Below are 24998 nucleotides of genomic sequence, written 5' to 3' on the forward strand. Positions count from 1 at the left end.
GCGCAGGACACGATCATGGCCATACGCACGTGGATACCCTTGAGCCTGGCCGTGGCCCTGCTCAGCGCCTGCCAGACCCAACGGGCGATCAAGGAGAGCGACGAGTTGCGCCAGAAGGGCGACATCATCCGTTCGGTCGAAGTGCTGCAAGCCGAAGCCAGACAGGCCCCCGACGATGTGCAACTGCGCACCGCCAACTTCAGCAAGCTGGAATTGCTGGTGGCCCAATACAGCCGCGAAGCCAGCACCGCGCTGATGCGTGGCGACGATGCCGCTGCCATCCGCGCCCTGGAAACCATCCTCAAATACGACCCCAGCAACCTCGGCGCGCGCCAGGAAATCCAGAGCATCCAGGCGATGAAACAACTGCGCCCGCAACTGGCCCAGGCCTACGAAATGAAGCGTTCCAACCCGGTGGAAGCCCTCAACCTGGTGCGCCGGATCATCGCGCAAAAGCCCAACTACCGAGAGGCCCTGGACTTTCGCAATGCCCTGACCCGTGAACTGGTGAGCGCCGATTACCTCAGCGCCGACCTCTCCGAGGCCATGCGCAAACCCCTGAGCCTGGAGTTCAGCGCCCAAAGCCTGACCACGATTTTCGAGACCATTGCGCGCCTGTCGGGGGTCAACTTCGTCATCGACAAGGACGTCAATCCCAGTGCCTCGGCGAGCATGACCGCGAGCCGAACCACCGCCGAAGACGCGCTGAACCTGCTGCTGACCACCCAGGGGCTGGACAAGAAGGTCCTCAACGCCAACACCATCCTGGTTTACCCCCGCCGCCCGGACAAGGAACGGGAATACCGCGAGTTGGCCGTGCGCACCTTCTACCTCAGCCATGGCGACCCCAAGGTCATCGCCGCCGAGATCAAACAGGTGCTCAAGCCCAAGGAGGTGCTGGTGGACGAACGCCTGAACGCGGTGATCGTGCGCGATGGACTGGACACCCTGAGCGCGGTGGAAAAACTGGTGGAAGCCATTGATATCGCACAATCGGAAGTGACCATCGACATCCAGGTGCTGGAGGTCAGCCTGACCGACGAGTTGAACCTGGGCATCCAGTACCCGGAGAGCATCGGCCTGTCCGTGGGCAACCTGGCCAACGTGCCTGCCGGGCTGGCAGGCATCCCGCTCAGCGCATTGCGCGGGATCAATGGCGACAACATCCTGCTCGACGCGGGCAGTACCTCGGCGCGCATCAATATGCTGCAACGCAGCGGCAACACCGTGACCCTGGCCAACCCCAGGGTGCGGGTGCGCAACCGCGAAGAAGCCCAGGTAAACATCGGCGACAAGATCCCCGTGGTGACCACCACCACCGCCAACCAGATCACCACCTCGTCGGTGTCCTACCAGGACGTCGGGCTGCAGATCACGGTCAAGCCGAATATCAGCCTGAGCGATGAGGTGAACCTGGAGCTGAACGTGGAAATGAGCCATATCACCAAGCGTATTCCCGGCTCGGAAAACGTACCGGCCACCTTCGAACTCGGCTCACGGGCCACCAAGACCCTGCTGACCGCGCGCAACAATGAAACCCAGATCGTCTCGGGGCTGATCCGCACGGCGGACGTCGACGAGGGCTCGGGTTTGCCGTGGTTGAGCCAGATCCCGTGGATCGGCAAAAAGCTGTTCGGCGCCAACCAGAATACCCAGCAGAAGACTGAGATCATTCTGCTGCTGACCCCGAGGATCGAACGCAACCTGGACCTGCCGATTGCCCAGATCAGTACCTTCCACAGCGGCACCGAGGCGCGCAGTTCGACCCAGGGCATGATCCTGCGCGACACCACCGACAAAATGATCCTCAAGCCGATTGGCGGCGGCCCCACGCCGGCGCTGCCACCGCCGATGCAACAGCCGGATGCCACCTGGCAACCCCTGCCGCCACCGCTGCCGGATCTGGTGCCCAAGCCTGCGCCCGAACCTGCGCCCCAATGAAGATCCAATGTGGGAGGGGGCTTGCCCCCGATAGCGGTGCTTCAGTTAAAGATACTGAGACTGACACACTGCAATCGGGGGCAAGCCCCCTCCCACATTTGTTTTGCAGTGTTGGTGGGTTAGCGCACGACGCCTTCTTCTATGAGCAACTTGAGGATTGCCTGGGCACCTTCCTCGGCGCTCACACCCTTGAGCACCTGCCCACCGCCGCCACTGGCCTTGGCGGTGGCGGCTTTCATGCGGTCGGCGCCGCTCTTGGCCTTGATCACCTTGAGGCGCTTGGGCCGGGGCTTGGCCGGTTGCAACAGCGCGCTGGCGAATAACTCATCGTCTTCAACCTCGACCTCATGGGCCGCCAGCTCACCGCGCTGTGCCGGGCCGTAGGCACTCTGCCGAGGCTTGGGCGCGGCGTTGTCCACCGTCGCCAGGAATGGCAGGCGCACCTTCAAGCGCCTGCGCTGCCCACGGGGCAAGGCTTGCAGCACATGGGCTACGCCGCCGTCGATGGACTCCACCTCGGCCAGCCCGACAATCAGCGGCCAGCCCAATTGCTCCGCCAACAGGAACGGCAACATGCCCGAGCCTTCACCGGTTTCGGCCTGGCTGCCGGCAAGCACCACCTGGGCACCGGCGTGGCGCAGGTACTCGCCGAGCACCGGCAACGCATCGCTGCCCTCCGGTTGTTCCAGCACGTGCAACTGTGGCAGGCCCATGCCCAGGTAGCTGCGCAAGGTCGGTTCGGCGATATTGCCGGCGTGCAGCACCTGCAACTTATCCCCAGCCATCTGCAGACCCAGTTCGACGGCGCGCGCATCCTGTTCGGCGCGGCGTGGCCGGCCGGAGGTGGGGTGGGCGCCGATGGACACCAGGCTGATTACATTCGTGGTCATGGTCATGTCCTCAAGCCGCATCGCGCTTGGCGCCGTTGCGGTAGGCCTCGACCGCAGCGATCAAGGCTTGCAGAATCGCGGCGCTTTCGCCGATCACCGACAGGTCGGCACGCTTGATCATGTCGCAGCCCGGGTCGAGGTTGATCGCCACCACCTTGTCGCAGGCGCCAATGCCTTGCAGGTGCTGGATCGCCCCGGAAATCCCCACGGCCACATACACCCGCGCCGTCACCCAGGTACCGCTGGCGCCGACCTGGCGATCACGGGCCATGAATCCATCGTCCACCGCCACCCGCGAGGCGCCTTCGGTGGCCCCCAATGCCGCAGCGGTCTGGTGGAACAGCGCCCAGTCCTTCACGCCGTTGCCGCCGGAGAAAATAAACTCGGCCTCGGCCATGGGAATCGCCGCCGGGTCCACCGCCACCGCACCGAGATCCTCGATACGCGGCAGGCTGCGCGCCAGGCTTGTGGATAACTCCACGGGCAGCACCTCATGGCGTGTGTCGCTGACCGGATCGGCGCATTCGGCGGCGGCCAGAATCAGGCGTGGCAGCGGCCGCGCCAAGTCTTCCCGGCCCGCACCGGCGCGGCCGATACACTCATCGCCCTTGATCTGCCAGACGCGAGTGGCCGGGCGTTCCTTGAGGCTGGCGGCAAAGCGCCGACCCAACTCGCCGCCACCACTGCGGCTGTCGGGCAGCAACCAGTGGCGCGGGTTGAACTGGTTATCCACAGCCCGCAAACCCTGCACGCGTTGCTCCGGTGAATAACCGTCGAATTCGTGGCCGTCGAGCACCAGCAGGCGATCGACACCGGCCGTGGCAAACGCGCTTTCCTTGTGTTCGCCAAACACCACCACCAGCACCGCGCCGTCGTTGCCGGCGAGTTGCCGCGCCAGGCCGACCAGGTCGCGGTCGTGGCTGCTCAAGCGGCCACCGACCATGTCCGGCACTACGTTGATGTAGAACGCAGGCGCAGGCACCTGATGCAGCGGCAACTGCACTTCAATCGCCGCCGTACGCTTGGCCGCACCGCCCTGCTGGGCACCGCTGCGGTCGATGCGCTTGATGCCGTTGGGGCCGATAAAACCGACACCATGCACGTTCTTGCGGATGACGCCGTTAGGCCCCATCCAACTGTGTTGCAGCGGCTGCATCGCCGCATGCAGCGGGTGCAGGCGGTTGCGGGCGATCCATTCGGCCCGTGGGTCGCGGCGGATAATGTCGCTCATCAGTGCACCTCCGCAGGTTCACGCTTGTTGGGAGCTTTGGCCGGTGCGACGTCTTCCAGCAATGCATCGGCCACCAGCTCGGCGATGTCCTTGATCAACGGGCGCGGTTCAACCACACCTTCGAGCATCGCCGTGCATTGCGGGCAACCGACCGCTACCAGTTCGGCGCCGGTCTCGCGGATGTCTTCCATGCGCATATCGGGGATACGTTGCTTGCCGGGGATGTCGGTAATCGGCGCGCCGCCACCGCCGCCGCAGCAGCGTGAGCGGAAACCCGAACGTTGCATCTCCTTGACCTCGATGCCCAAGGCACGCAGCACTTGGCGCGGCGCCTCGTACTCACCGTTGTAGCGGCCCAGGTAGCACGGGTCGTGGTAGGTCACGCTGTTGCCTTTGTGCTGGCCCAGGTTCAGCGCGCCTTCGCCGATCAGCTCGGCCATGAAGGTGCTGTGGTGCTGCACAAGATAGTTGCCGTTGAAGGCGCCGTATTCGTTTTTCAGCACATGGAAGCTGTGGGGATCGCAGGTGACGATGCGCTTGAAGCTGTACTTGGCCAGCGTCTGGATATTGCGCGAGGCCAGCAGCTGGAACGTCGCTTCATCGCCCAAGCGTCGCGCCACGTCACCGCTGTCGCGTTCTTCCAGGCCGAGCACCGCGAAGTCGACCTTGGCCGCTTTCAGTACTTTGACGAATGCGCGCAGGGTGCGCTGGTTGCGCATGTCGAAGGCACCGTCGCCGACCCAGAACACCACGTCGGCACTGCCTTTTTCGCTGAGCAACGGCAGGTTCAAGTCCGCCGCCCAGTTCAGGCGACCGCCCGGTGCAAAGCCGCCGGGGTTGTCAGTGGCGATCAGGTTTTCCAGGACTTCGGCGCCCTTGTTCGGGGTCGCGCCTTTTTCCAGGGTGAGGTAGCGGCGCATGTCGACGATGGCGTCGACGTGCTCGATCATCATCGGGCACTCTTCCACGCAGGCGCGGCAGGTGGTGCACGACCACAGGGTCTCGGCGTCCACCAGGCCGTTGACGATCGGCTGGTGCGGGTTGCCGCTGTGCTCGCCAATCGGTTTACCTGGATAAGGGCTGCCGGCGAACTTGGCATCGGTGCCGCCGGCCAGGCCGACCACCATGTCCTGGATCAGCTTTTTCGGGTTCAGCGGCTGGCCGGCGGCGAAGGCCGGGCACGCCGCTTCGCACTTGCCGCACTGCACGCAGGCGTCGAAACCGAGCAGTTGGTTCCAGGTGAAATCCTTGGGTTTTTCCACGCCCAGGGGGGCGCTCTTGTCGCTCAGGTCCAGGGGTTTCAAACCAGTGGAACGACCACCGCCAAAGCGTTCGGCGCGACGGTGCCAGGCCAGGTGCAGGGCACCGGCGAAGGCGTGTTTCATCGGGCCGCCCCAGGTCATGCCGAAGAACATCTCGGACACGCCCCACAGCACACCCACACTCAGCAGCGCGGCCAGCAGCCAGCCACCGAAGTCGGCGGGCAGGATCCCCGCCACCGGCAGCGTCACCAGGAAGAAACTCACCGAGAACGCCATCAGGCTTTTCGGCAGGCGCATCCACGGGCCCTTGGACAGGCGCGACGGTGGATTGCGCCGCCGCAGGTAAACGAAGGTGGCGCCGACAAACATCAACACTGACGCCAGCAGCAAGGCGTAGCCGAGGATACGGTTATGCAGGCCGAAGCCGTGCACCAGGATTGCCAGCAGCGCCGACAGCACAAAGCCCAGGGCCGTGGCGACGTGGGTGTTGGCGATGTATTTGTCGCGGGCGACCACGTGGTGCAGGTCGACCATGTAGCGCTTGGGCATGGCCAGCAGGCCGCCCAGCAGGTCGACCTTGGAGGCTCGGCCGCGGCGCCACATGTTCACACGGCGCAGGGCGCCGAGGACGGCAAGGCCCAGGGCGGTAAATAAGAGAATAGGCAGCAAGGTGTTCAACATGGTGAAGCTCCCACAGACCGCACAGGTCTACTGTGAAACTGGCCCGAATGTGGGAGGGGGCTTGCTCCCGATGGCGGACTGTCAGTTGGTACAGTTGTCGCTGAACCACCGCTATCGGGGGCAAGCCCCCTCCCACATTTGACCGCGTTCACCTCATCAAAAGTCTTTGCACAGGCGCAGGGCGTCGTAGATGGCAGCGTGGGTATTGCGCTGCGCCACACAGTCACCGATGCGGAACAGCAAGTACCCCTCGCCCGTCTCGCTCAGGCACGGCTGCGGCTTGATCGCGAACAGGGCTTCGACGTCGATCTGGCCCTTGTTGCGCGAACCTTCCTTGAGCCCGTAGTAAATGGCTTCGTCCGGACGCACGCCGTTTTCCACCACCACCTGGTCCACTACCCGCTCCTCTTTGGCGCCGGTGTATTCGTTCTCCAGCACCGCCACCAGCTTGTCGCCCTCGCGGTAGACCTTTTCCAGCATCATGTCGCCGGTCATGATCACTTCCTTGGGGTACATGCTGCGGTAGTAGGTCGGGAACGACGTACCGCCGATGGCTACGCCCGGCTTGATGTCATCGGTGACGATTTCCACCTGGCAGCCTTTGTCGGCCAGGAAGTCCGCCACCGACATGCCGGTGAATTCGCAAATGGTGTCGTACACCAATACATTCTTGCCCGGTGCGACCTTGCCGTCGAGCACGTCCCAGCTGCTCACCACCAGGCCTTCGGCGGCACCCCAGTGTTCGTTCTGTTCTATAAACGGATGCCCGCCGACCGCCAGCACCACCACGTCCGGACGCAGGTCCAGGATGGTCTCGGCATCGGCGGCCACGCCCAGGCGCAGGTCGACTTTCAAACGCGCCAGCTCCAGCTGGAACCAGCGGGTGATACCGGCGATCTGGTCGCGTTGCGGCGCCTTGGAGGCGGTGGTGATTTGCCCGCCGATAAATTCTTTCTTCTCGAACAGGGTCACGTCGTGGCCACGTTCGGCGGCCACCCGCGCGGCTTCCATCCCGGCAGGGCCGGCACCGACCACCACCACCTTGCGTTTCGGCCCGGTGGACTTCTCGATGATATGCGGCACGCCCATGTACTCACGGGACGTCGCGGCGTTCTGGATGCACAGCACATCCAGGCCCTGGTACTGGCGGTCGATGCAATAGTTGGCGCCGACGCACTGTTTGATCTGGTCGATCTGGCCCATCTTGATCTTGGCGATCAGGTGCGGGTCGGCGATGTGCGCACGGGTCATGCCGACCATGTCCACATAGCCGCCTTCGAGGATGCGCGTGGCCTGGTTCGGGTCCTTGATGTTCTGTGCGTGCAGCACCGGAACCTTGACCACTTCCTTGATACCGGCCGCCAGGTGCAGGAACGGCTCCGGCGGATAGCTCATGTTGGGGATCACGTTGGCCAGGGTGTTGTGGGTGTCGCAACCCGAGCCCACCACGCCGATGAAATCGAGCATGCCGGTGTCGTCGTAATACTTGGCGATCTGCTTCATGTCCTCGTGGGACAGGCCGTCCGGATGGAACTCGTCACCGCACAGGCGCATGCCCACGCAGAAGTCGTCACCGACTTCGGCACGCACGGCCTTCAACACTTCGAGGCCGAACTTCATGCGGCCTTCGAAGGTGCCGCCCCACTCGTCGGTACGCTTGTTGACCCGTGGGCTCCAGAACTGGTCGATCATGTGCTGGTGCACGGCGGACAGTTCCACACCGTCCAGGCCACCGGCCTTGGCACGCCGCGCGGCCTGGGCGTAGTTGCCGATCACGCGCCAGATTTCTTCCGGCTCGATGGTCTTGCAGGTGGCACGGTGCACCGGCTCGCGCACGCCGGACGGCGACATCAGGGTCGGCCAGTTAAAGCCATCCCAACGGGAGCGACGGCCCATGTGGGTAATCTGGATCATGATCTTGGCGCCATGCTTGTGCATGGCATCCGCCAGGTTCTGGAAGTGCGGGATGATGCGGTCGGTGGACAGGTTCACCGAGCTCCACCATTCCTGGGGGCTGTCGATGGCGACCACCGAGGAACCGCCGCAGATCGCCAGGCCGATACCGCCCTTGGCTTTCTCTTCGTAGTACTTCACATAGCGGTCGGTGGTCATGCCGCCGTCGGTGGCATACACCTCGGCGTGGGCGGTACTGAGCACGCGGTTGCGGATGGTCAGTTTGCCGATCTGGATCGGCTGGAACATTGCTTCGAAAGCCATGGCACGGTCCTCGGCTTACAACGGCTTGACGGTGAACAAGCCGTCATCGTGGCCCTCTTCGGAGCCTCCGTAGACTTGTTCGGCCACGGTGCGGATCTGGCTGCCACGGGCTTGCAGAATCTGGTCCATGGCGCCGGCAAACCAGCCGGTGAACATGTAGTCGACCTTGCGCCCGACCTTGCCGTACACATAGACGAAGGCCGAGTGTTCGAGCTTGACGCTGGCGGTGCCTTTATCCAGGTCGATGTCCTGGATCTTGAACAGGCCCCAGCCGCGTTGCGACAGGCGCTTCATGTAGTGCTCGAACACCGCGACGCCTTCCAGGCCATGGCATTCAGCTTCTTTCTCGCACCAGTGCCAGGCGGATTTGTAGCCGGCCTTGTAGAGGATCTCGGCGTAGGCCTCGGCGCCCAGCACTTCTTCGATGCCCATGTGGTTGTTGACGAAGAAATGACGCGGCACGTACAGCATGGGCAGGGCGTCGGACGTCCAGACACCGGTTTCGCTGTCGACTTCAATAGGCAATTGCGGGGCGATCTTGGCCATGGAAACTTAACTCCAGAAAAATTCGTTGTGATGTTGCCCGTGGGTGCTTGGCTTATTCGCCCCAAACGTCCTTCAAGACGTTGACCCAGTTCTCGCCCATGATCTTGCGCACCACACGCTCGGGGTGGCCGCGCTTGAGCAGGGTCTCTGTCAGGTTGGGGAACTCGCCGACGGTGCGGATGCCCAGCGGGTTGATGATCTTGCCGAAGCTGGTCAGGCGGCGGGCGTAGCCCTTGTCATGGGTCAGCATTTCAAAGAAATCCTGGCCATGGCCCTGGGTGAAGTCGGTGCCGATGCCGATGGCGTCCTCGCCGACGATATTCATGGTGTATTCGATGGCTTCGGCGTAGTCGTCGATGGTCGAATCGATGCCCTTGGCCAGGAACGGCGCGAACATGGTCACGCCGACAAAACCGCCGTGGTCGGCGATGAACTTCAGCTCTTCATCGGACTTGTTGCGCGGGTGTTCTTTAAGGCCGGACGGCAGGCAGTGGGAGTAGCACACCGGTTTTTTCGATTCGAGGATGACTTCTTCGCTGGTCTTGGAGCCGACGTGGGACAGGTCGCACATGATGCCGACGCGGTTCATCTCGGCGACGATCTCGCGCCCGAAGCCCGACAGGCCGCCGTCGCGCTCGTAGCAACCGGTGCCGACCAGGTTCTGGGTGTTGTAGCACATCTGCACCACACCGACGCCGAGCTGCTTGAAGATCTCCACATACCCGAGCTGGTCTTCAAATGCATGGGCGTTCTGGAAGCCGAAGATGATGCCGGTCTTGCCCTGTTCCTTGGCCTTGCGGATGTCCGCGGTGGTTTTCACCGGGATCACCAGGTCGCTGTTCTCGCGGATCAAGGTCTGGCTGGCGACGATGTTGTTGATCGTGGCCTGGAACCCTTCCCACACCGACACGGTGCAGTTCGCGGCGGTGAGGCCACCTTTGCGCATGTCCTCGAACAGGTCGCGGTTCCACTTGGCAATGATCAGCCCGTCGATAACGATGCTGTCGGCGTGCAATTCGGCTGGGCTCATCAGGCGTCCCCTTATTTTGGCGATTCATGCGCCGAATCGTCTGCCGGCGCTTTGGGGCCAGCATATGCCCAGGGGCCGACCGAGCCGGGTGCAAAAACGACAGGGGAATTGCCGAAAGCGTCAATCCACGACAAAGGCTGTTATGAGTGGTCTGACTGGCGGCTGTTATTTGTCTTACGCTTGAGCCAGAATTCCCGCATCACCTGATATGAGACGGCGCAATGAAATCGATTTTCCTGGCTTTGGCACTCATCGCAACCGGCGTCCACGCGGCCGAAGACACCGACAGCACGCCGTGCGATGGCATCGAAAACGACAAGCAAACCCTGGAATGCGCCACCTACAACAAAACCACTGCCGAGCAATTGCTCAAGGATAACTATCAAGGCCTGCTGGAACGCATGCATTCCACCTATGGCAGCGACAAGACCAAGCTCGCCGACATTACCGCTCGTCTGAAGGATGCCCAGCAGAAGTGGGAAAAACTGCGTGACGCCGATTGCGCGGTGGACACCTTCCCGGCAGTGACCGGCACCAAAGCCTATGCGATTGCGCAAAATGACTGCCTGGCGCGGATGAGTGATGAGCGGTCGGAGTTTTTGGAGTCGATTGGGCAGGAATAAGCGACAATCCCGCCACTTTCTCTTTGAACCAAGGCCCTTCATGACTATCTGTGGCATCGAAATCAAAGGCAGCGAAGCCATCATCGCTGTCGCCTCCCTGGACAACCAGGCGCTGGGCCACGTCGCCCTGGCTACCAAGAAAATCGCCCTTGAAGACGATGATGAAGCGGCCAACGTCAAAGCCTTTGCCGCCCAGGTGAAGGCCTTCGTGCAGGCCAACGCCGTCACTCGCATCGCGATCAAGAAGCGCAGCAAAAAAGGCGAATTCGCCGGTGGCCCGACCACGTTCAAGATTGAAGGGGTGTTTCAATTGCTGGAGGGGGTTGAGGTGACGTTGCTGTCGCCGCAGACCATCAATGCGCAGAACAAGAAGCACAACTTTGAACTGCCGGCGACGTTGAACAAATATCAGCATGAGGCCTTCAAGGCGGCGTGTTCGGCACTGCTGAAGAAGTAAGCTACACCACAATCCTATGTGGGGTGTTTTCAGTGGGGTGTATGGCGCTTGTGCCGCAGCCAATCCCCGAACGACTTGTCTTCCAGGGCATAACCACCGCGGCCCGACTTCCACACCAACTCCTTGTCGCGCAAGGCATCGATGCAGGCCTGGACGGTCTGGGTACCCGGCACCACGTCACTGCCCATGGCTTCCAGCGCCTTGCTGACAGCCGTGAGGGTGCTGTCGGTGAAGGGCGCGAAGGGTTCGTTGTTCTGGGAGCGCTCCACCATCACCTCCAGCACGGCGCGCTGCGGGATGGTCAGGGCGTTCCAGGCGCTTTCGAACTCGGTCCATACACCCGCGCGCAGCAGTTCGGCGCGACTGTGCAGCAATTGGCCCAGATTGCTCGCCTCGCCCAGTTCCAACGCGACTTCACCGATGATCGTGCGCAACATCTCGGGACGCCGGCCTACCAGCTCAAACGCCTCATCAATATCAGCCGCGTTGAACTGGTTGGTCTCGGCCAGGTGCGCGTTGAGGTGCACAGTGTAGGCTTGGGTGAACTCTTTACCCAGCAGCGGAAACGGCGTGATGCTGGAACCGAAGAACGGCTGGCTTTTACCCAATACCAAATGGGCGAGTTTGTCGCGATTGGAACCGGTAAACACCAGGCGCAAGCCGCTGCCCTCTTCGTCACGGCCCTGGTTGAGCTGATCCCGGGCAGCCTTCAACGCGAACATCGCATTGATACCCGACTCGGTGGTCAAGGCGTGCTGCGCTTCGTCAATCACCAGCACAACGGGTTTTTCTGCAGCACTGTGGAGCAATTCCAGGGCTTGGGTCAGCGTCGCACCGACAGGCAATTGTGGCTGGGTAAAGTCCCAGGAGAGCGTCCGCAGAAAGCTCAGTTTCTCGATGCCAATATTCTTGGCCAGTTTGCGGATGCCCTTTTCATAGGGAACCAGGGCAGCCGCAATAGCACTGGCAATCAACTCCGCAGGATCTTTCTCCTTGTCAGCCCAGAGATCCACATACACCGCCAGCCAGCCCCGGAGCTGACATTCCGGAATCAGGTCTTCGCGCAGGAAAGTGCTTTTGCCGGTGCGACGGGGCGCCGCGAGGAACAGGCCAGAGGTGAAATCCTGAATACCGGCGCCCACCAGGCCATCGGCAATACTGCTTGCCAGGGCGGGGCGACGGAACACGAAGCCGCTGTGCTTGGACATGGATTTATACTCAATTATGAAAACAACTATAAATTATAGTGATGAGTATAATTCACTATAATTGTTCGTCAAACCACCTCCCGTCGCCGATCCTCCCTCGGACACTTGGCAAACCTCGCCCGATAACTCCGGGTGAAATACGACGGCGACTCGAACCCGCAGGCAATGCTCACCTCCAGCACGCTCATATCGCTCTGGCGCAGCAGCTGCCGGGCTTTTTCCAGGCGCAGGCCAAGGTAGAAGTTGCTCGGGGTATCGTTCAAATGCAGGCGAAACAGACGCTCCAACTGGCGCCGGGTAACTTTGATCGCGTCGGCCAACGCCAAGGTGCTCAGGGGCGGTTCGGTGTGCTGCTCCATCTCGCCGATCACTTGCACCAGCTTCTTGTTGTTGATGCCGTAGCGCGTGGCGATCTGCATGCGCTGGTGGTCCTTGCGCGGGCGGATGCGGCCGAGTACGAACTGTTCGGAGACCTGGATCGCCAGGTCGGCGCCGTGGGCCTGGGCGATCAGGTCGAGCATCAGGTCGATGGAGGCGGTACCGCCGGCGCAGGTGATGCGGCGGCGGTCGATTTCGAACAGTTCCTGGGTCACGCTCAGGTGCGGGTACGACTCCTTGAAGGCATCGATGGCTTCCCAGTGCAGGGTCAGGCGATGACCGTCGAGCAGGCCGGCTTCGGCGAGCACGCAGGCGCCGGTGTCGATGGCGCCGAGGGTCACGCCGTCATGGTCCAGACGGCGCAGCCAGTGCTCCAGCGCCGGCGTGGCGAACTGCAGCGGTTCGAAGCCGGCCACCACCAACAGCGTCGCACCCTTTTTCAGCGGTTCCAGCGCGGCGTCGGCGTTGACCGACATGCCATTGCTCGCCAGCACCGCGCCGCCATCGGCGCTCAGCACATGCCAGCGGTACAACTCGCCACGAAAGCGGTTGGCCACGCGTAAAGGTTCCAGTGCAGAAATAAAACCGATGGCCGAGAACCCCGGCATCAGCAGAAAGTAGAAATCCTGGGACATGGTGGCGCTCTCGTAGGACGGGCAGCGTGGCACTGTGATACTCCCGTTCTCGGGTGGATTCAAGGGGGCAGGTCGCTGCAGTGCAAGAGCTGGTCGCCGCCGTGCGTTTTGTCGCCTCCAAAGCTACGTAACTTGGCCTCACGGCGCACAAAGACGCCGGCCCCCACAATAACGACCTGCCGAGGGATCCACCATGAACCGACTGATTCGCCGCTGCGTGCTTGCACTCAGCGCCAGCGCCATCTTGAGCACGAACGTATGGGCTGCCGACGCGGCATCCTGCCAGAACGTGCGCATGGGCGTGGTGAACTGGACCGACGTCATCGCCACCAGCGCCATGACCCAAGTGCTGCTCGACGGCCTCGGCTACAAGACCAAGCAAACCAGCGCCTCCCAGCAAATCATCTTCGCCGGTATCCGTGACCAGCGCCTGGACCTGTTCCTCGGCTACTGGAACCCGCTGATGACCCAGACCATCACGCCGTTCGTCGACGCCAAGCAAATCAAAGTCCTCGACAAACCCAGCCTGGAAGACGCCCGCGCGACCCTCGCGGTGCCGACTTACCTGGCGGACAAAGGCCTGAAGACCTTTGCCGACATCGCCAAATTCGAGAAGGAGCTGGGCGGCAAGATCTACGGCATCGAGCCGGGCTCGGGGGCCAACACCCAGATCAAGGCAATGATCGCCAAGAACCAGTTCGGCCTGGGCAAGTTCCAACTGGTGGAATCCAGCGAGGCCGGCATGCTCGCCGCCGTGGACCGTGCGGTACGCCGCAAGGAAGCCGTGGTGTTCTTCGGCTGGGCGCCGCACCCGATGAACGTCAATATCGCGATGACCTACCTCACCGGCAGCGACGACGCCCTGGGCCCGAACGAAGGCATGGCCACCGTTTGGACCGTGACCGCGCCGACCTACGCCGAACAGTGCCCCAACGTACACAAGCTGCTGACCAACCTGACCTTCACCGCCGCCGACGAGAGCCGGATGATGCAGCCGTTGCTGGATCACAAGGATGCCCTCGAGTCCGCCAGGCAGTGGCTCAAGGATCACCCCCAGGACCAGGCGCGCTGGCTCGAAGGCGTGACCACCTTCGACGGCAAACCGGCTGCAGCCAACCTGCAACTCACCAGCAAATAACCTGATTTGAACCACCGTGTCGCAGCCGCTCCTGGCTGCGAACGGCACCACTACGCCCGTAAGGAACCGCCCCATGAACCACGACGTCATCATCACCTGCGCACTCACCGGTGCTGGCGACACGACCGCCAGAAGCCCACACGTGCCGGTCACCCCCAAGCAAATCGCCGCCGCTGCGGTGGAAGCCGCCAAGGCGGGCGCCACCGTGGTGCACTGCCATGTGCGCGACCCCGAGACCGGCAAGTTCAGCCGCGACGTCGCCCTGTACCGCGAGGTGATGGAGCGCATCCGCGAGGCCGACATCGACATCATCGTCAACCTCACCGCCGGCATGGGCGGCGACCTCGAGATCGGCGGCGGCGAGCACCCGATGGAGTTCGGTCCCAATACCGACCTGGTCGGCCCGCTGACCCGCCTGGCCCATGTGGAAGAGCTGCTGCCGGAAATCTGCACCCTGGACTGCGGCACCCTGAACTTCGGTGACGGCGACACGATTTACGTCTCCACCCCGGCGCAGCTGCGGGCGGGCGCCAAGCGCATCCAGGAACTGGGCGTGAAGGCCGAGCTGGAGATCTTCGACACCGGCCACCTGTGGTTCGCCAAGCAGATGATCAAGGAAGGCCTGCTCGACAACCCGCTGTTCCAACTGTGCCTGGGCATCCCATGGGGCGCGCCGGCCGACACCACCACCATGAAGGCCATGGTCGACAACCTGCCCGCCGACGCGGTGTGGGCCGGGTTCGGGATCGGCCGCATGCAAATGCCCATGGCCGCGCAAGCGGTGCTGCTGGGCGGCAACGTACGAGTCGGCCTGGAAGACAACCTGTGGCTGGACAAAGGCGTACTTGCCACCAACGGCCAACTGGTGGAACGCGCCAGTGAAATCCTCAGCCGCCTGGGCGCGCGGGTCATGACCCCGGCGGAGGGTCGCATCAAGATGGGCCTGACCAAACGCGGCTAACCGAATCAAAAAATGTGGGAGGGGCTTGCCCCCTCCCACAGGGAATCACCGAACGCTTTAGGAATTTGCCATGCGCTTTATCACTGAGATCAAAACCTTCGCCGCCCTGGGCAGCGGTGTCATCGGCAGCGGCTGGGTGTCCCGTGCCCTGGCCCACGGCCTGGATGTGGTGGCCTGGGACCCGGCGCCGGGTGCCGAAGCGGCGCTGCGCAAGCGCGTCGCCAATGCCTGGGGCGCCCTGGAAAAACAGGGCCTGGCACCCGGCGCATCCCAAGACCGCCTGCGCTTTGTGGCCACCATCGAAGAATGCGTGAAAGACGCCGACTTCATCCAGGAAAGCGCCCCCGAACGCCTGGAGCTGAAGCTGGAATTGCACAGCAAGATCAGCGCCGCGGCCAAGCCCGATGCATTGATCGGTTCAAGTACCTCGGGGCTGTTGCCGAGTGAGTTCTACGAGGGCTCGACCCACCCGGAACGCTGTGTGGTCGGCCATCCGTTCAACCCGGTCTATCTGCTGCCGCTGGTGGAAGTGGTCGGCGGCAAGCACACCGCGCCGGAAGCGATCCAGGCCGCGATCAAGGTGTATGAATCCCTCGGCATGCGCCCGCTGCATGTGCGCAAGGAAGTCCCCGGGTTTATCGCCGACCGCTTGCTCGAAGCCCTGTGGCGCGAGGCGTTGCACCTGGTCAATGACGGCGTGGCCACCACCGGCGAGATCGACGATGCCATCCGCTTTGGCGCCGGCCTGCGCTGGTCGTTCATGGGCACCTTCCTCACCTACACCCTGGCGGGTGGCGATGCGGGCATGCGCCACTTCATGGCGCAGTTCGGCCCGGCGTTGCAATTGCCGTGGACCTACCTGCCGGCTCCGGAGCTGACCGACAAGTTGATCGACGATGTGGTCGATGGCACCAGCGACCAGCTGGGCAAACACAGCATTTCGGCGCTGGAACGCTATCGTGATGATTGCCTGCTGGCGGTGCTGGAAGCGGTGAAAACCACCAAAGCCAAGCACGGCATGACCTTCGCCGAATAACGGAACCCCCACCATGCCTGCACTGACCACCTACACCACCCCAGTCCTTGCCGACTGGGTGGACTACAACGGCCACCTGCGCGACGCGTTCTACCTGCTGATCTTCAGCTACGCCACCGACGCGCTGATGGACACCCTCGGCCTGGACAGCGAAAACCGCGAAGCCAGCGGCCATTCGCTGTTCACCCTGGAACTGCACCTGAACTACCTGCACGAAGTGAAACTCGGTGCCGAAGTGGAGGTGCACACGCAACTGATCGCCCACGATGCCAAGCGCCTGCACCTTTATCACAGCCTGCATTTAGTGGGCGATGAGAAAGAACTGGCCGGCAACGAACAGATGCTGCTGCACGTCGACCTGGCCGGTCCGCATTCGGCCCCGTTTGCCGAGGCGACATTGGAGAAACTCATTGCGATCAGCGCTGAGCAAGCCGACCTGCCAAGGCCCGCCCTCCTCGGCCGAGTGATTGGACTGCCCCCGAAAAAATAAGGAGCCATCATGCAAACCGCCGCCGCTGTTGCCGATTTCCGTACTTACCCGAAACTCTGCGACCTCTCCGATGCACAGGTGCTGGACGATCAGGTTCGCGTGATATGGGCCGATGGTCGGGTCAGCCCGTTTCACCATCAGTGGCTGCGGGACAACTGCCCGTGCACGCAATGCGTGTACAGCGTGACCCGCGAGCAAGTGCTGGAAATTGTCGATGTGGATGAAAACCTCGGCGCCATCAGCGTGCGTATCGACCAGGGCCTCCTCAGCGTGGAATGGCACGGCGGTCATCGCAGCCGGTACGATCCCGGCTGGCTGCGGGCCCATGCCTACGACGATGAATCCCGCGCCGAACGCCGGGCGGCGAAAGCAAAATCGCGGCTCTGGGACAACACCTTCGAACTGCCTATATTCGACTACGCGGCGGTCATGCAAGACCCTGCGGCGCTGCTGCAATGGCTGCTGGCCTTGCGTGACGCGGGCCTGACGCAAATGCGCGGCGTACCCACCGAACCCGGCTCCCTGGCGCGTGTCGCCCAGCGTATTTCATTTATCCGCGAGAGCAATTTCGGCGTGCTGTTCAACGTGCAATCCAAGGCCGATGCCGACAGCAATGCCTACACCGCTTTCAACCTGCCCTTGCACAGTGATTTGCCGACCCGGGAGCTGCAACCGGGGCTGCAATTCCTGCATTGCCTGGTCAACGATGCCGACGGGGGCGAAAGTATTTTTGTCGATGGGTTTGCCATCGCCAATGCCCTGCGCGAGGAAGATCCCGAAGCGTTTCGTGCCTTGTGTGAAATACCCGTGGAGTTTCGCAACAAAGACCGCCACAGCGACTATCGTCGCCTCGCGCCGATCATCGCATTGGACGCCTTGGGGGATGTGGCAGAGATTCGCATGGCCAACTTCTTGCGTGGGCCGTTCGAGACGTCGGTGGCGCAGATGCCGTTGCTGTATCGGGCTTATCGACGCTTTATCGCGATGACGCGCGAGGCGCGCTTTCGGCTGGTCAAGCGCCTGGACCCGGGCGAGCTGTGGTGCTTCGATAACCGCCGCACGTTGCATGCGCGCAATGCGTTTGATCCCACCTCCGGGGCGCGGCACTTTCAGGGTTGCTATATCGACCGGGACGAACTGCTTTCACGAATCCTGGTGCTGCAGCGCTAAAAAAACCCCGGTCCAGCCGTGACTGGATCGGGGCAGAGTGCCTTGTGTGAGCCGTACATCCCGAGGGTGACCAAACCTTCAAGCTGCTTGCTGATGGACAGTGTGCCTATTACTTCAGTGGGTAAATGGCCCGAAAACGACACGCTCATAGCCATCTGAGCCATTCGTGCATTCTGCCCTTGCCGACCGGCCGGGGGCCTACCAGAATCCAAGTCGATCCCCGCTCCCTTCACCAGGATAAACGTCATGATGCATGCGGATTTGATTGACCAGGATGACCTGCTGAGCCAACTGCGCTCCCTGGGTTTCGAGGTGTCCAGCGGCGCCAGCGCCGAACAGGCTTGCGAGTGCGCGGTACGCGGTTTGAGCGAAGCGCGGGCCAAGGCCCTCAAGGGTATGGTTGAGCAGATGTACACCGGCAGTGCGACGATTTTGCCGGCGGTGCGCCAGGCGATCGACAAGCAGTTGTTACCAGCGCTGATGCAGTTCAAGCAGAACTCCGGCGCCTGACAGACCGCTATCAGGGGGCAAGCCCCCTCCCACATCTGGCCATGTTCGTCATGACAACTCGGTCAAGTGTGGGAGGGGGCTTGCCCCCGATGCAGTCAACTCGGTTTAGAGCCGTACGCTCGCAAACGTCGACTCATTGCGCGCCTGGCTCAGCGCCGCCATCGGTCCCGACAGCGGTGACAACACCAGCGCCTGCGGAATCGGCATCATCGCCACCTGCTGGGTGGTGTTGGAGCCTACGCGCTCATCCCGTGGCGGAATGCCGAAGTATTCGCGGTAGCACTTGGAGAAGTGTGGCGTGGAGACAAACCCGCACACCGAGGCCACTTCGATGATCGACATCGGCGTTTGCTTGAGCAACTGCCGCGCGCGAATCAGGCGCAGCTTGAGGTAATAGCGCGACGGCGAGCAGTGCAGGTATTTCTGGAACAGCCGCTCCAGCTGGCGACGCGACACGGCGACGTACACCGCCAGTTCGTCGAGGTCGATCGGCTCTTCGAGGTTGGCTTCCATCAGCGCGACGATTTCCTGCAGCTTCGGCTGGTTGGTGCCCAGCATGTGCTTGAGCGGCACACGCTGGTGATCCTGTTCGTTGCGGATGCGCTCGTACACGAACATCTCGGAGATAGCCGCCGACAGTTCGCGGCCGTGGTCGCGGCTGATCAGGTGCAGCATCATGTCCAGCGGCGCGGTGCCGCCCGAACTGGTGAAGCGGTTGCGGTCGAGGGTGAACAAACGGGTGCTCATCGACACACGCGGGAAGGCTTCCTGCATCGACGCCAGGCATTCCCAGTGCACGCTGCAATCGAAGCCGTCGAGCAGACCGGCACAGGCCAGGGCCCAGCTGCCGGTGCACACCGCGCCAAGGCGACGGGACTGGCGCGCCTGGCTTTGCAGCCACGACACATGCTCACGGGTCACGGTACGCTGGATACCCACGCCGCCGCACACAATCACAGTGTCCAGGACCGGGGCTTTGTGCATGGAGGCATCGGGGGTGATCTGCAGACCGTCGCTGGCCCATACCTGGTTGCCGTCGACACTCAGGGTTGTCCAGCGATACAGCTCGCGGCCGGACAGCTGGTTGGCCATGCGCAGCGGTTCCACGGCCGACGCCAGGGAAATCAGCGTGAAATTGTCCAGCAGCAAAAAGCCGATGGATTGAGGCGCACGGTTCTGGGGTTGGGCCCCTGAGTTGAACGACGTCATCGCGGTATCTCCTCACACAAAGCGGGTGATGGCCTCAGGCGAGGCTCTTGTTATTGCGCTCTTCATCCGGCAAGGCGAGAGGCTTTGAATTGGTAGAGCAAATGCCATGCCTAAATTTGAATGGCCATTCAACAAATCCTGAAAACGACCTGATGACGCGTCTAAATAAGCCCACGCGAGGAGTACGGGATATGGCTGAAATAGACGTCGGAGCGGCCCTGCTCAAGGTGTGTGAGCAGTTCGGTATCACTTGTGGGAAGGCGCTTTCAGCGCGTAGGAAAAGTCTGTCACCGCACGCACAGGTGACGGGTGGTCGAGGGGAAAATCGTTTGGAAGCTACTTATCTGTTTGCGACGCGCTAAAAGGTGGCGATTTTGGTTGGTGTGTTCACTTGTAGTGAGCGGGCTCGCCCCGCGCTGGGTGGCGAAGCCGCCCCAAAATCAGGCGACCGGGTTTTATCTGAAACTATGTGGTGCCTTTACCCAGCGCGGGGCAAGCCCGCTCACCACAAAGGCCCTGTTCATCACAACAAGCTAATCAGCACTCCACCGCACTGACCGCCAACCCACCCCGGGACGTCTCCTTGTACTTGTCATGCATATCCGCCCCGGTATCGCGCATGGTGCGGATCACGCGGTCCAGGGAGATAAAGTGCTGGCCATCACCGCGCAGGGCCATCTGCGCCGCGTTGATCGCCTTCACCGCGGCAATCGCATTGCGCTCGATGCACGGCACTTGCACCAGCCCGCCCACCGGGTCGCAGGTCAGGCCGAGGTTGTGCTCAAGGCCGATCTCGGCGGCGTTGCACAGTTGCTCCGGGGTTGCGCCGAGGATCTCCGCCAGCCCGGCAGCGGCCATGGCGCAGGCCGAACCCACTTCACCCTGGCAACCGACTTCGGCGCCGGAGATCGAGGCGTTCTTCTTGCACAGGATCCCCACCGCCGCCGCACTGAGCAGGTAGTCGACCACGTTGGCTTCGGTGACTTCGTCGCTGAACTTCATGAAGTAGTGCAGCACCGCCGGAATGATCCCCGCCGCACCGTTGGTGGGCGCCGTGACCATGCGTCCACCGGCGGCGTTTTCTTCATTCACCGCCAGGGCGAACAGGTTGACCCACTCCATCGCACTCAAGGTCGAGCCGATCACATTGGGCTTGTTCAACTCCTGCAGACTGCGGTGCAACTTGGCGGCGCGACGGCGCACATTGAGGCCGCCGGGCAGGATGCCTTCGTGCTTGAGGCCCTCCTCCACGCACGCCTGCATAGCGCGCCAGAGTTTCATCAGACCACTGCGGATTTCGTCTTCGGAGCGCCAGACTTTTTCATTGGCCAGCATCAACTCGGCAACGCGCAGGTTGTGGGTCTTGCACAAGTGCAGCAGTTCCACCGCGCTGGAGAAATCATAGGGCAACTCGGTGCGGTCCATGTCTGCCACGCCGCTCTGCGCCTGGGCTTCATCCACCACGAAACCACCGCCCACTGAGTAGTAGGTGTCGCGGTGCAGCTCGCCTTCATCGCCGTACACCAGCAGGGTCATGGCGTTGGGGTGGAACGGCAGGTTTTCGTCGAGCAGGCGCATGTCCCGGGCCCACACGAACGGCACGGGCAAACGCCCGTCGAGCAGCAATGTGTCGGTTTCGCGCAGGGTGTGGATGCGCAGGCCGATCTGCGACGGATCGATCGCGTCCGGCCACTCGCCCATCAAGCCCATGATGGTGGCGGTGTCGCTGCCATGGCCGATGCCGGTGGCGGACAGCGAACCGTACAGCTGAACTTCGACACGCCTGACTTGTTCCAACAGTTCACGTTCACGTAACCCCTGGACGAACAACGCCGCGGCGCGCATGGGGCCGACGGTGTGAGAACTGGAAGGCCCGATGCCGATCTTGAACAGGTCGAAAACACTGATAGCCATTGCGGTAGAACTCCTCGATAAGCACGGCCAGGCTTGAACGAGGTGCTACGCTCAGATCGCCCAGATGGCGGCATCATCAAGCTTTTGCTGTCGCTCACGGCGTCTCACACCGACGCACCCATGCTCACCAGCGTCGCTCCCGTGCGATCGCCTGTTTCAGCCGTTTTTAGCGGTGCAGATGGGCAAAAACAGCGGTTTTACCTTGGGAAAAACCTGTAAGCGACGTCACCGACACTGGATACGACCCTCCCTGTACTGGATACGACGCCCCCTGTAGGCGTCAGATTTTCACTGGTACATGATCAGTCTCGACTCGTTTGCAAGGCACCGTGGCAGAGCTGTTGCCGCACGCTCCAACCGCAACACTTATAAAGCGCGGCGAATGCCGCCAGAAAAAACACAGGAGTCTACCCAGATGAAAGGTTCACCCTCGTTGTTGTTGGCCGCCATGCTGAGTCTGCCAGTCATGGCGCACGCCGCAGAACCGGAACAGTGCAAGACCGTCAACTTCTCCGATGTCGGCTGGACCGACATCACCGTCACGACCGCGACCACCAGCGAAATCCTCAAGGGCCTGGGCTACAAGACCAAGACCACGATGATTTCCGTTCCTGTGACCTACAAGTCCCTGGCCGACGGCAAGAACATGGACGTGTTCCTCGGCAACTGGATGCCGACCATGGAAAACGACATCAAGCAGTACCGTGATGCCGGCACCGTGGAAACCGTGCGCGCCAACCTGGAAAACGCCAAGTACACCCTGGCGGTACCCGAGGCGCTGTACAACAAGGGCCTGAAAGACTTCGCCGATATCGCCAAATTCAAGGATGAGCTGGGCGGCAAGATCTACGGCATCGAGCCGGGTAACGACGGCAACCGCACCATCCAGACGCTGATCGACAAAGACGCCTTCGGCCTCAAGACCGCCGGTTTCAAAGTGGTCGAATCCAGCGAAGCCGGGATGCTTTCCCAGGTTGAGCGCGCCACCAAGCGTGACCAGGCCATCGTGTTCCTCGGCTGGGAACCGCACCCGATGAACACCCGCTTCAAGATGAAGTACCTGACCGGAGGTGACGATTCGTTCGGCCCCAACTACGGCCAGGCCACCATCTACACCAACACCCGCAAGGGCTACACCGAGGAATGCAGCAACGTCGGTCAGTTGCTGAAAAACCTGGTGTTCACCTTGAACATGGAAAGCACCCTGATGGGTAACGTCCTGGACGACAAGATGAAGCCCGATGCCGCCGCCAAGGCCTGGCTGAAAAAGAACCCGCAAGTCCTCGACACCTGGCTCGCCGGAGTCAATACCGTCGATGGCAAACCAGGCCTGGAGGCCGTCAAAGCGTATCTCGCCAAGTAATCCCGCTGACCCCGGGGCGGTGCGCTGCCCCGGGATGTTTTCCCTCTTCGCATGTGGACATTCACTACCATGCTGACTGAACAGAAAATCCCACTAGGCCAGTACATCGCTGCCTTCGTCGAATGGTTGACCCAACACGGCGCCAACTACTTCGACGCAATCGCATCGACACTGGAAACGATGATCCACGGCGTGACGTTCGCGCTGACCTGGTTCAATCCGCTGGCATTGATCGGTCTGATTGCGCTGCTGGCTCACTTTATTCAACGTAAATGGGGACTGACTGTTTTTGTCATCGCCTCCTTCCTGCTGATCCTCAACCTGGGGTACTGGCAGGAAACCATGGAGACCCTCGCGCAGGTGCTGTTCGCCACCCTGGTCTGCGTGGTCATCGGTGTGCCGCTGGGCATTGTTGCCGCGCACAAACCGCTGTTCTACACCATGATGCGGCCGGTGCTCGATCTGATGCAGACCGTACCGACCTTCGTCTACCTCATCCCTACCCTGACCCTCTTCGGGCTGGGTGTGGTGCCTGGGTTGATTTCCACGGTGGTGTTCGCGATTGCCGCGCCGATCCGCCTGACCTACCTGGGTATCCGTGATGTACCGCAAGAGTTGATGGACGCCGGCAAGGCCTTTGGCTGCTCGCGCCGTCAGTTGCTCTCGCGCATTGAACTGCCCCACGCCATGCCGAGCATCGCTGCCGGTATTACCCAATGCATCATGCTGTCGTTGTCGATGGTGGTGATCGCCGCCCTGGTGGGCGCCGACGGCCTCGGCAAGCCGGTGGTCAACGCGCTGAACACCGCCGATATCGCCCTGGGCTTCGAAGCCGGCCTGGCGATTGTGCTGCTGGCCATCATGCTCGACCGCATCTGCAAACAACCCGACGCCAAAGTAGGGGGTGATGCATGAGCATTATCCGATTCGACAATGTCGACGTGATCTTCTCCAAAGACCCACGCGAAGCGCTCAAGCTGCTGGACCAGGGCATGAGCCGTAACGAAATCCTGAAAAAGACCGGGCAGATTGTCGGCGTTGAAAAGGCCAGCCTGGATGTGGAAAAAGGCGAGATCTGCGTGCTGATGGGCCTGTCGGGCTCCGGCAAGTCGAGCCTGCTGCGCTGCATCAACGGCCTCAACACCGTCAGCCGTGGCCAGCTGTTCGTCGAGCATGAAGGTCGCCAGATCGACATCGCCTCCTGCAGCCCCGCCGAGCTGAAAATGATGCGCACCAAGCGCATCGCCATGGTGTTCCAGAAGTTTGCCCTGATGCCCTGGCTGACGGTGCGCGAGAACATCAGCTTTGGTCTGGAAATGCAGGGCCGCCCGGAAAAAGAACGGCGCAAGCTGGTGGACGAGAAACTCGAGCTGGTGGGCCTGACCCAGTGGCGCAACAAGAAGCCCGATGAGCTGTCCGGCGGCATGCAACAACGCGTCGGCCTGGCCCGCGCGTTGGCGATGGATGCCGACATCCTGCTGATGGACGAGCCCTTCTCCGCCCTCGACCCGCTGATCCGCCAGGGCCTGCAGGACGAGTTGCTGGAACTGCAAAGCAAACTGAGCAAGACCATCGTGTTCGTCAGCCACGACCTCGACGAGGCGCTCAAGCTGGGCAGCCGCATCGCGATCATGAAAGACGGCAAGATCATCCAGTACAGCGTGCCGGAAGAGATCGTGCTGAACCCGGCGGACGACTACGTACGCACCTTCGTCGCCCATACCAACCCGCTGAACGTGCTGTGCGGCCGCAGCCTGATGCGCACGCTGGACAACTGCAAACGCGTCAACGGCTCGGTGTGCCTCGACCCGGGCGGCGATTCGTGGCTGGACCTGTCCGAAGGCAACACCATCCAGGGCGCCCGCCAGAATGGCGTGGTGATGAACCTGCAAAACTGGGCACCGGGGCAACCGGTGGAAGGTTTGGGCCGGGTACCGACCCTGGTGGATTCGAATATCGGCATGCGTGATGCGCTGCAGATTCGTTACCAGACGGGGAACAAGCTGGTGTTGCATGACAACAACCAGGTGGTGGGGATCCTCGGCGACAGTGAGCTCTACCACGCCCTGTTGGGCAAAAACCTGGGCTAACACACACTGCAAAACAAC

22 protein-coding genes are annotated in these 24998 nt (G+C 62.0%); 12 read left to right on the forward strand and 10 right to left on the reverse strand.

The window, feature by feature from the left end; all coding sequences use genetic code 11:
* The first annotated feature begins 15 nt into the window (after positions 1 to 15).
* On the forward strand, positions 16 to 1941 hold the full coding sequence (locus FX984_RS16925) for a secretin N-terminal domain-containing protein (protein ID WP_146477675.1): 1926 nt from the start codon (positions 16 to 18) through the stop codon (positions 1939 to 1941).
* A 119-nt stretch (positions 1942 to 2060) separates the two neighbouring features.
* On the opposite strand, the gene etfB is transcribed toward FX984_RS16925, so the two are convergent.
* The 6 genes from etfB to FX984_RS16955 all read right to left on the reverse strand — a co-directional run bounded on the left by etfB (position 2061) and on the right by FX984_RS16955 (position 9798).
* Complete coding sequence (gene etfB / locus FX984_RS16930) at positions 2061 to 2831, reverse strand: electron transfer flavoprotein subunit beta (RefSeq protein ID WP_027605998.1); 771 nt, start codon at positions 2829 to 2831, stop codon at positions 2061 to 2063.
* A gap of 10 nt (positions 2832 to 2841) precedes the next feature.
* Positions 2842 to 4062, reverse strand: a complete 1221-nt coding sequence (etfA, locus tag FX984_RS16935; RefSeq protein WP_146477673.1) for an electron transfer flavoprotein subunit alpha — start codon at positions 4060 to 4062, stop codon at positions 2842 to 2844.
* Complete coding sequence (gene dgcB / locus FX984_RS16940) at positions 4062 to 6005, reverse strand: dimethylglycine demethylation protein DgcB (RefSeq protein ID WP_027606000.1); 1944 nt, start codon at positions 6003 to 6005, stop codon at positions 4062 to 4064. Before dgcB ends, etfA begins: the two co-directional genes overlap by 1 nt.
* A 156-nt stretch (positions 6006 to 6161) precedes the next feature.
* Positions 6162 to 8222 (reverse strand): dimethylglycine demethylation protein DgcA, encoded by a 2061-nt coding sequence (dgcA, locus tag FX984_RS16945; protein ID WP_027606001.1) that lies wholly within the window; start codon positions 8220 to 8222, stop codon positions 6162 to 6164.
* A 15-nt stretch (positions 8223 to 8237) separates the two neighbouring features.
* Complete coding sequence (locus FX984_RS16950; protein ID WP_027606002.1) at positions 8238 to 8768, reverse strand: DUF5943 domain-containing protein; 531 nt, start codon at positions 8766 to 8768, stop codon at positions 8238 to 8240.
* A 52-nt stretch (positions 8769 to 8820) separates the two neighbouring features.
* Positions 8821 to 9798 carry a dipeptidase gene (locus tag FX984_RS16955; RefSeq protein WP_010207105.1) on the reverse strand — a complete coding sequence of 326 codons (978 nt, stop codon included), beginning with the start codon at positions 9796 to 9798 and terminating at the stop codon, positions 8821 to 8823.
* A gap of 221 nt (positions 9799 to 10019) precedes the next feature.
* On the opposite strand from FX984_RS16955, the gene FX984_RS16960 reads away from it, so the two are divergent.
* On the forward strand, positions 10020 to 10421 hold the full coding sequence (locus FX984_RS16960; RefSeq protein ID WP_027606004.1) for a lysozyme inhibitor LprI family protein: 402 nt from the start codon (positions 10020 to 10022) through the stop codon (positions 10419 to 10421).
* A gap of 40 nt (positions 10422 to 10461) precedes the next feature.
* Entirely contained in the window at positions 10462 to 10878 is a 417-nt protein-coding gene (locus tag FX984_RS16965) for a DUF3010 family protein (RefSeq protein ID WP_027606005.1), read from the forward strand.
* Positions 10879 to 10907: 29 nt separating this feature from the next.
* Here FX984_RS16965 and FX984_RS16970 read toward each other — a convergent pair whose 3' ends face one another.
* Both FX984_RS16970 and FX984_RS16975 read right to left on the reverse strand, forming a co-directional pair.
* The gene (locus tag FX984_RS16970; RefSeq protein WP_027606006.1) at positions 10908 to 12086 is read right to left on the reverse strand and encodes an AAA family ATPase; all 1179 of its coding nucleotides are present in this window, start codon (positions 12084 to 12086) and stop codon (positions 10908 to 10910) included.
* Between the two features lie 68 nt (positions 12087 to 12154).
* Positions 12155 to 13099, reverse strand: a complete 945-nt coding sequence (locus tag FX984_RS16975; protein WP_027606007.1) for a GlxA family transcriptional regulator — start codon at positions 13097 to 13099, stop codon at positions 12155 to 12157.
* A 193-nt stretch (positions 13100 to 13292) separates the two neighbouring features.
* Here FX984_RS16975 and FX984_RS16980 point away from each other — a divergent pair, with 193 nt between their 5' ends.
* The 6 genes from FX984_RS16980 to FX984_RS17005 all read left to right on the forward strand — a co-directional run bounded on the left by FX984_RS16980 (position 13293) and on the right by FX984_RS17005 (position 18404).
* The gene (locus tag FX984_RS16980) at positions 13293 to 14237 is read left to right on the forward strand and encodes a choline ABC transporter substrate-binding protein (RefSeq protein WP_092490303.1); all 945 of its coding nucleotides are present in this window, start codon (positions 13293 to 13295) and stop codon (positions 14235 to 14237) included.
* 73 nt (positions 14238 to 14310) lie between these two features.
* A complete protein-coding gene (gene cdhC / locus FX984_RS16985) occupies positions 14311 to 15198 on the forward strand; it encodes a 3-dehydrocarnitine:acetyl-CoA trimethylamine transferase CdhC (RefSeq protein WP_065925463.1) in 888 nt (295 codons plus the stop codon).
* Positions 15199 to 15268: 70 nt separating this feature from the next.
* Complete coding sequence (locus FX984_RS16990; RefSeq protein WP_115485622.1) at positions 15269 to 16234, forward strand: L-carnitine dehydrogenase; 966 nt, start codon at positions 15269 to 15271, stop codon at positions 16232 to 16234.
* Between the two features lie 13 nt (positions 16235 to 16247).
* Positions 16248 to 16724 carry a thioesterase family protein gene (locus FX984_RS16995; RefSeq protein ID WP_027606011.1) on the forward strand — a complete coding sequence of 159 codons (477 nt, stop codon included), beginning with the start codon at positions 16248 to 16250 and terminating at the stop codon, positions 16722 to 16724.
* 9 nt (positions 16725 to 16733) lie between these two features.
* Complete coding sequence (locus FX984_RS17000; protein WP_098480799.1) at positions 16734 to 17894, forward strand: gamma-butyrobetaine dioxygenase; 1161 nt, start codon at positions 16734 to 16736, stop codon at positions 17892 to 17894.
* A 246-nt stretch (positions 17895 to 18140) separates the two neighbouring features.
* Complete coding sequence (locus tag FX984_RS17005) at positions 18141 to 18404, forward strand: hypothetical protein (RefSeq protein WP_027606014.1); 264 nt, start codon at positions 18141 to 18143, stop codon at positions 18402 to 18404.
* Between the two features lie 105 nt (positions 18405 to 18509).
* Here FX984_RS17005 and gbdR read toward each other — a convergent pair whose 3' ends face one another.
* Together gbdR and FX984_RS17015 are read right to left on the reverse strand one after the other, a co-directional pair.
* On the reverse strand, positions 18510 to 19613 hold the full coding sequence (gene gbdR / locus FX984_RS17010; RefSeq protein ID WP_027606015.1) for a choline metabolism transcriptional regulator GbdR: 1104 nt from the start codon (positions 19611 to 19613) through the stop codon (positions 18510 to 18512).
* Between the two features lie 537 nt (positions 19614 to 20150).
* Complete coding sequence (locus FX984_RS17015) at positions 20151 to 21527, reverse strand: L-serine ammonia-lyase (RefSeq protein WP_027606016.1); 1377 nt, start codon at positions 21525 to 21527, stop codon at positions 20151 to 20153.
* A gap of 415 nt (positions 21528 to 21942) precedes the next feature.
* Between FX984_RS17015 and FX984_RS17020 the strand changes: the two genes are divergently transcribed.
* The 3 genes from FX984_RS17020 to choV all read left to right on the forward strand — a co-directional run bounded on the left by FX984_RS17020 (position 21943) and on the right by choV (position 24980).
* Positions 21943 to 22890, forward strand: a complete 948-nt coding sequence (locus FX984_RS17020; RefSeq protein ID WP_027606017.1) for a choline ABC transporter substrate-binding protein — start codon at positions 21943 to 21945, stop codon at positions 22888 to 22890.
* A 69-nt stretch (positions 22891 to 22959) separates the two neighbouring features.
* Positions 22960 to 23805: a choline ABC transporter permease subunit gene (choW, locus tag FX984_RS17025; protein WP_016972877.1), complete on the forward strand. Its 846-nt coding sequence runs from the start codon at positions 22960 to 22962 to the stop codon at positions 23803 to 23805.
* The gene (gene choV / locus FX984_RS17030) at positions 23802 to 24980 is read left to right on the forward strand and encodes a choline ABC transporter ATP-binding protein (RefSeq protein WP_027606018.1); all 1179 of its coding nucleotides are present in this window, start codon (positions 23802 to 23804) and stop codon (positions 24978 to 24980) included. The genes choW and choV overlap by 4 nt, the downstream gene beginning before the upstream one ends.
* Positions 24981 to 24998 lie beyond the last annotated feature (18 nt).

Source organism: Pseudomonas marginalis (assembly GCF_008692035.1).
Lineage (GTDB): Bacteria > Pseudomonadota > Gammaproteobacteria > Pseudomonadales > Pseudomonadaceae > Aquipseudomonas > Aquipseudomonas marginalis.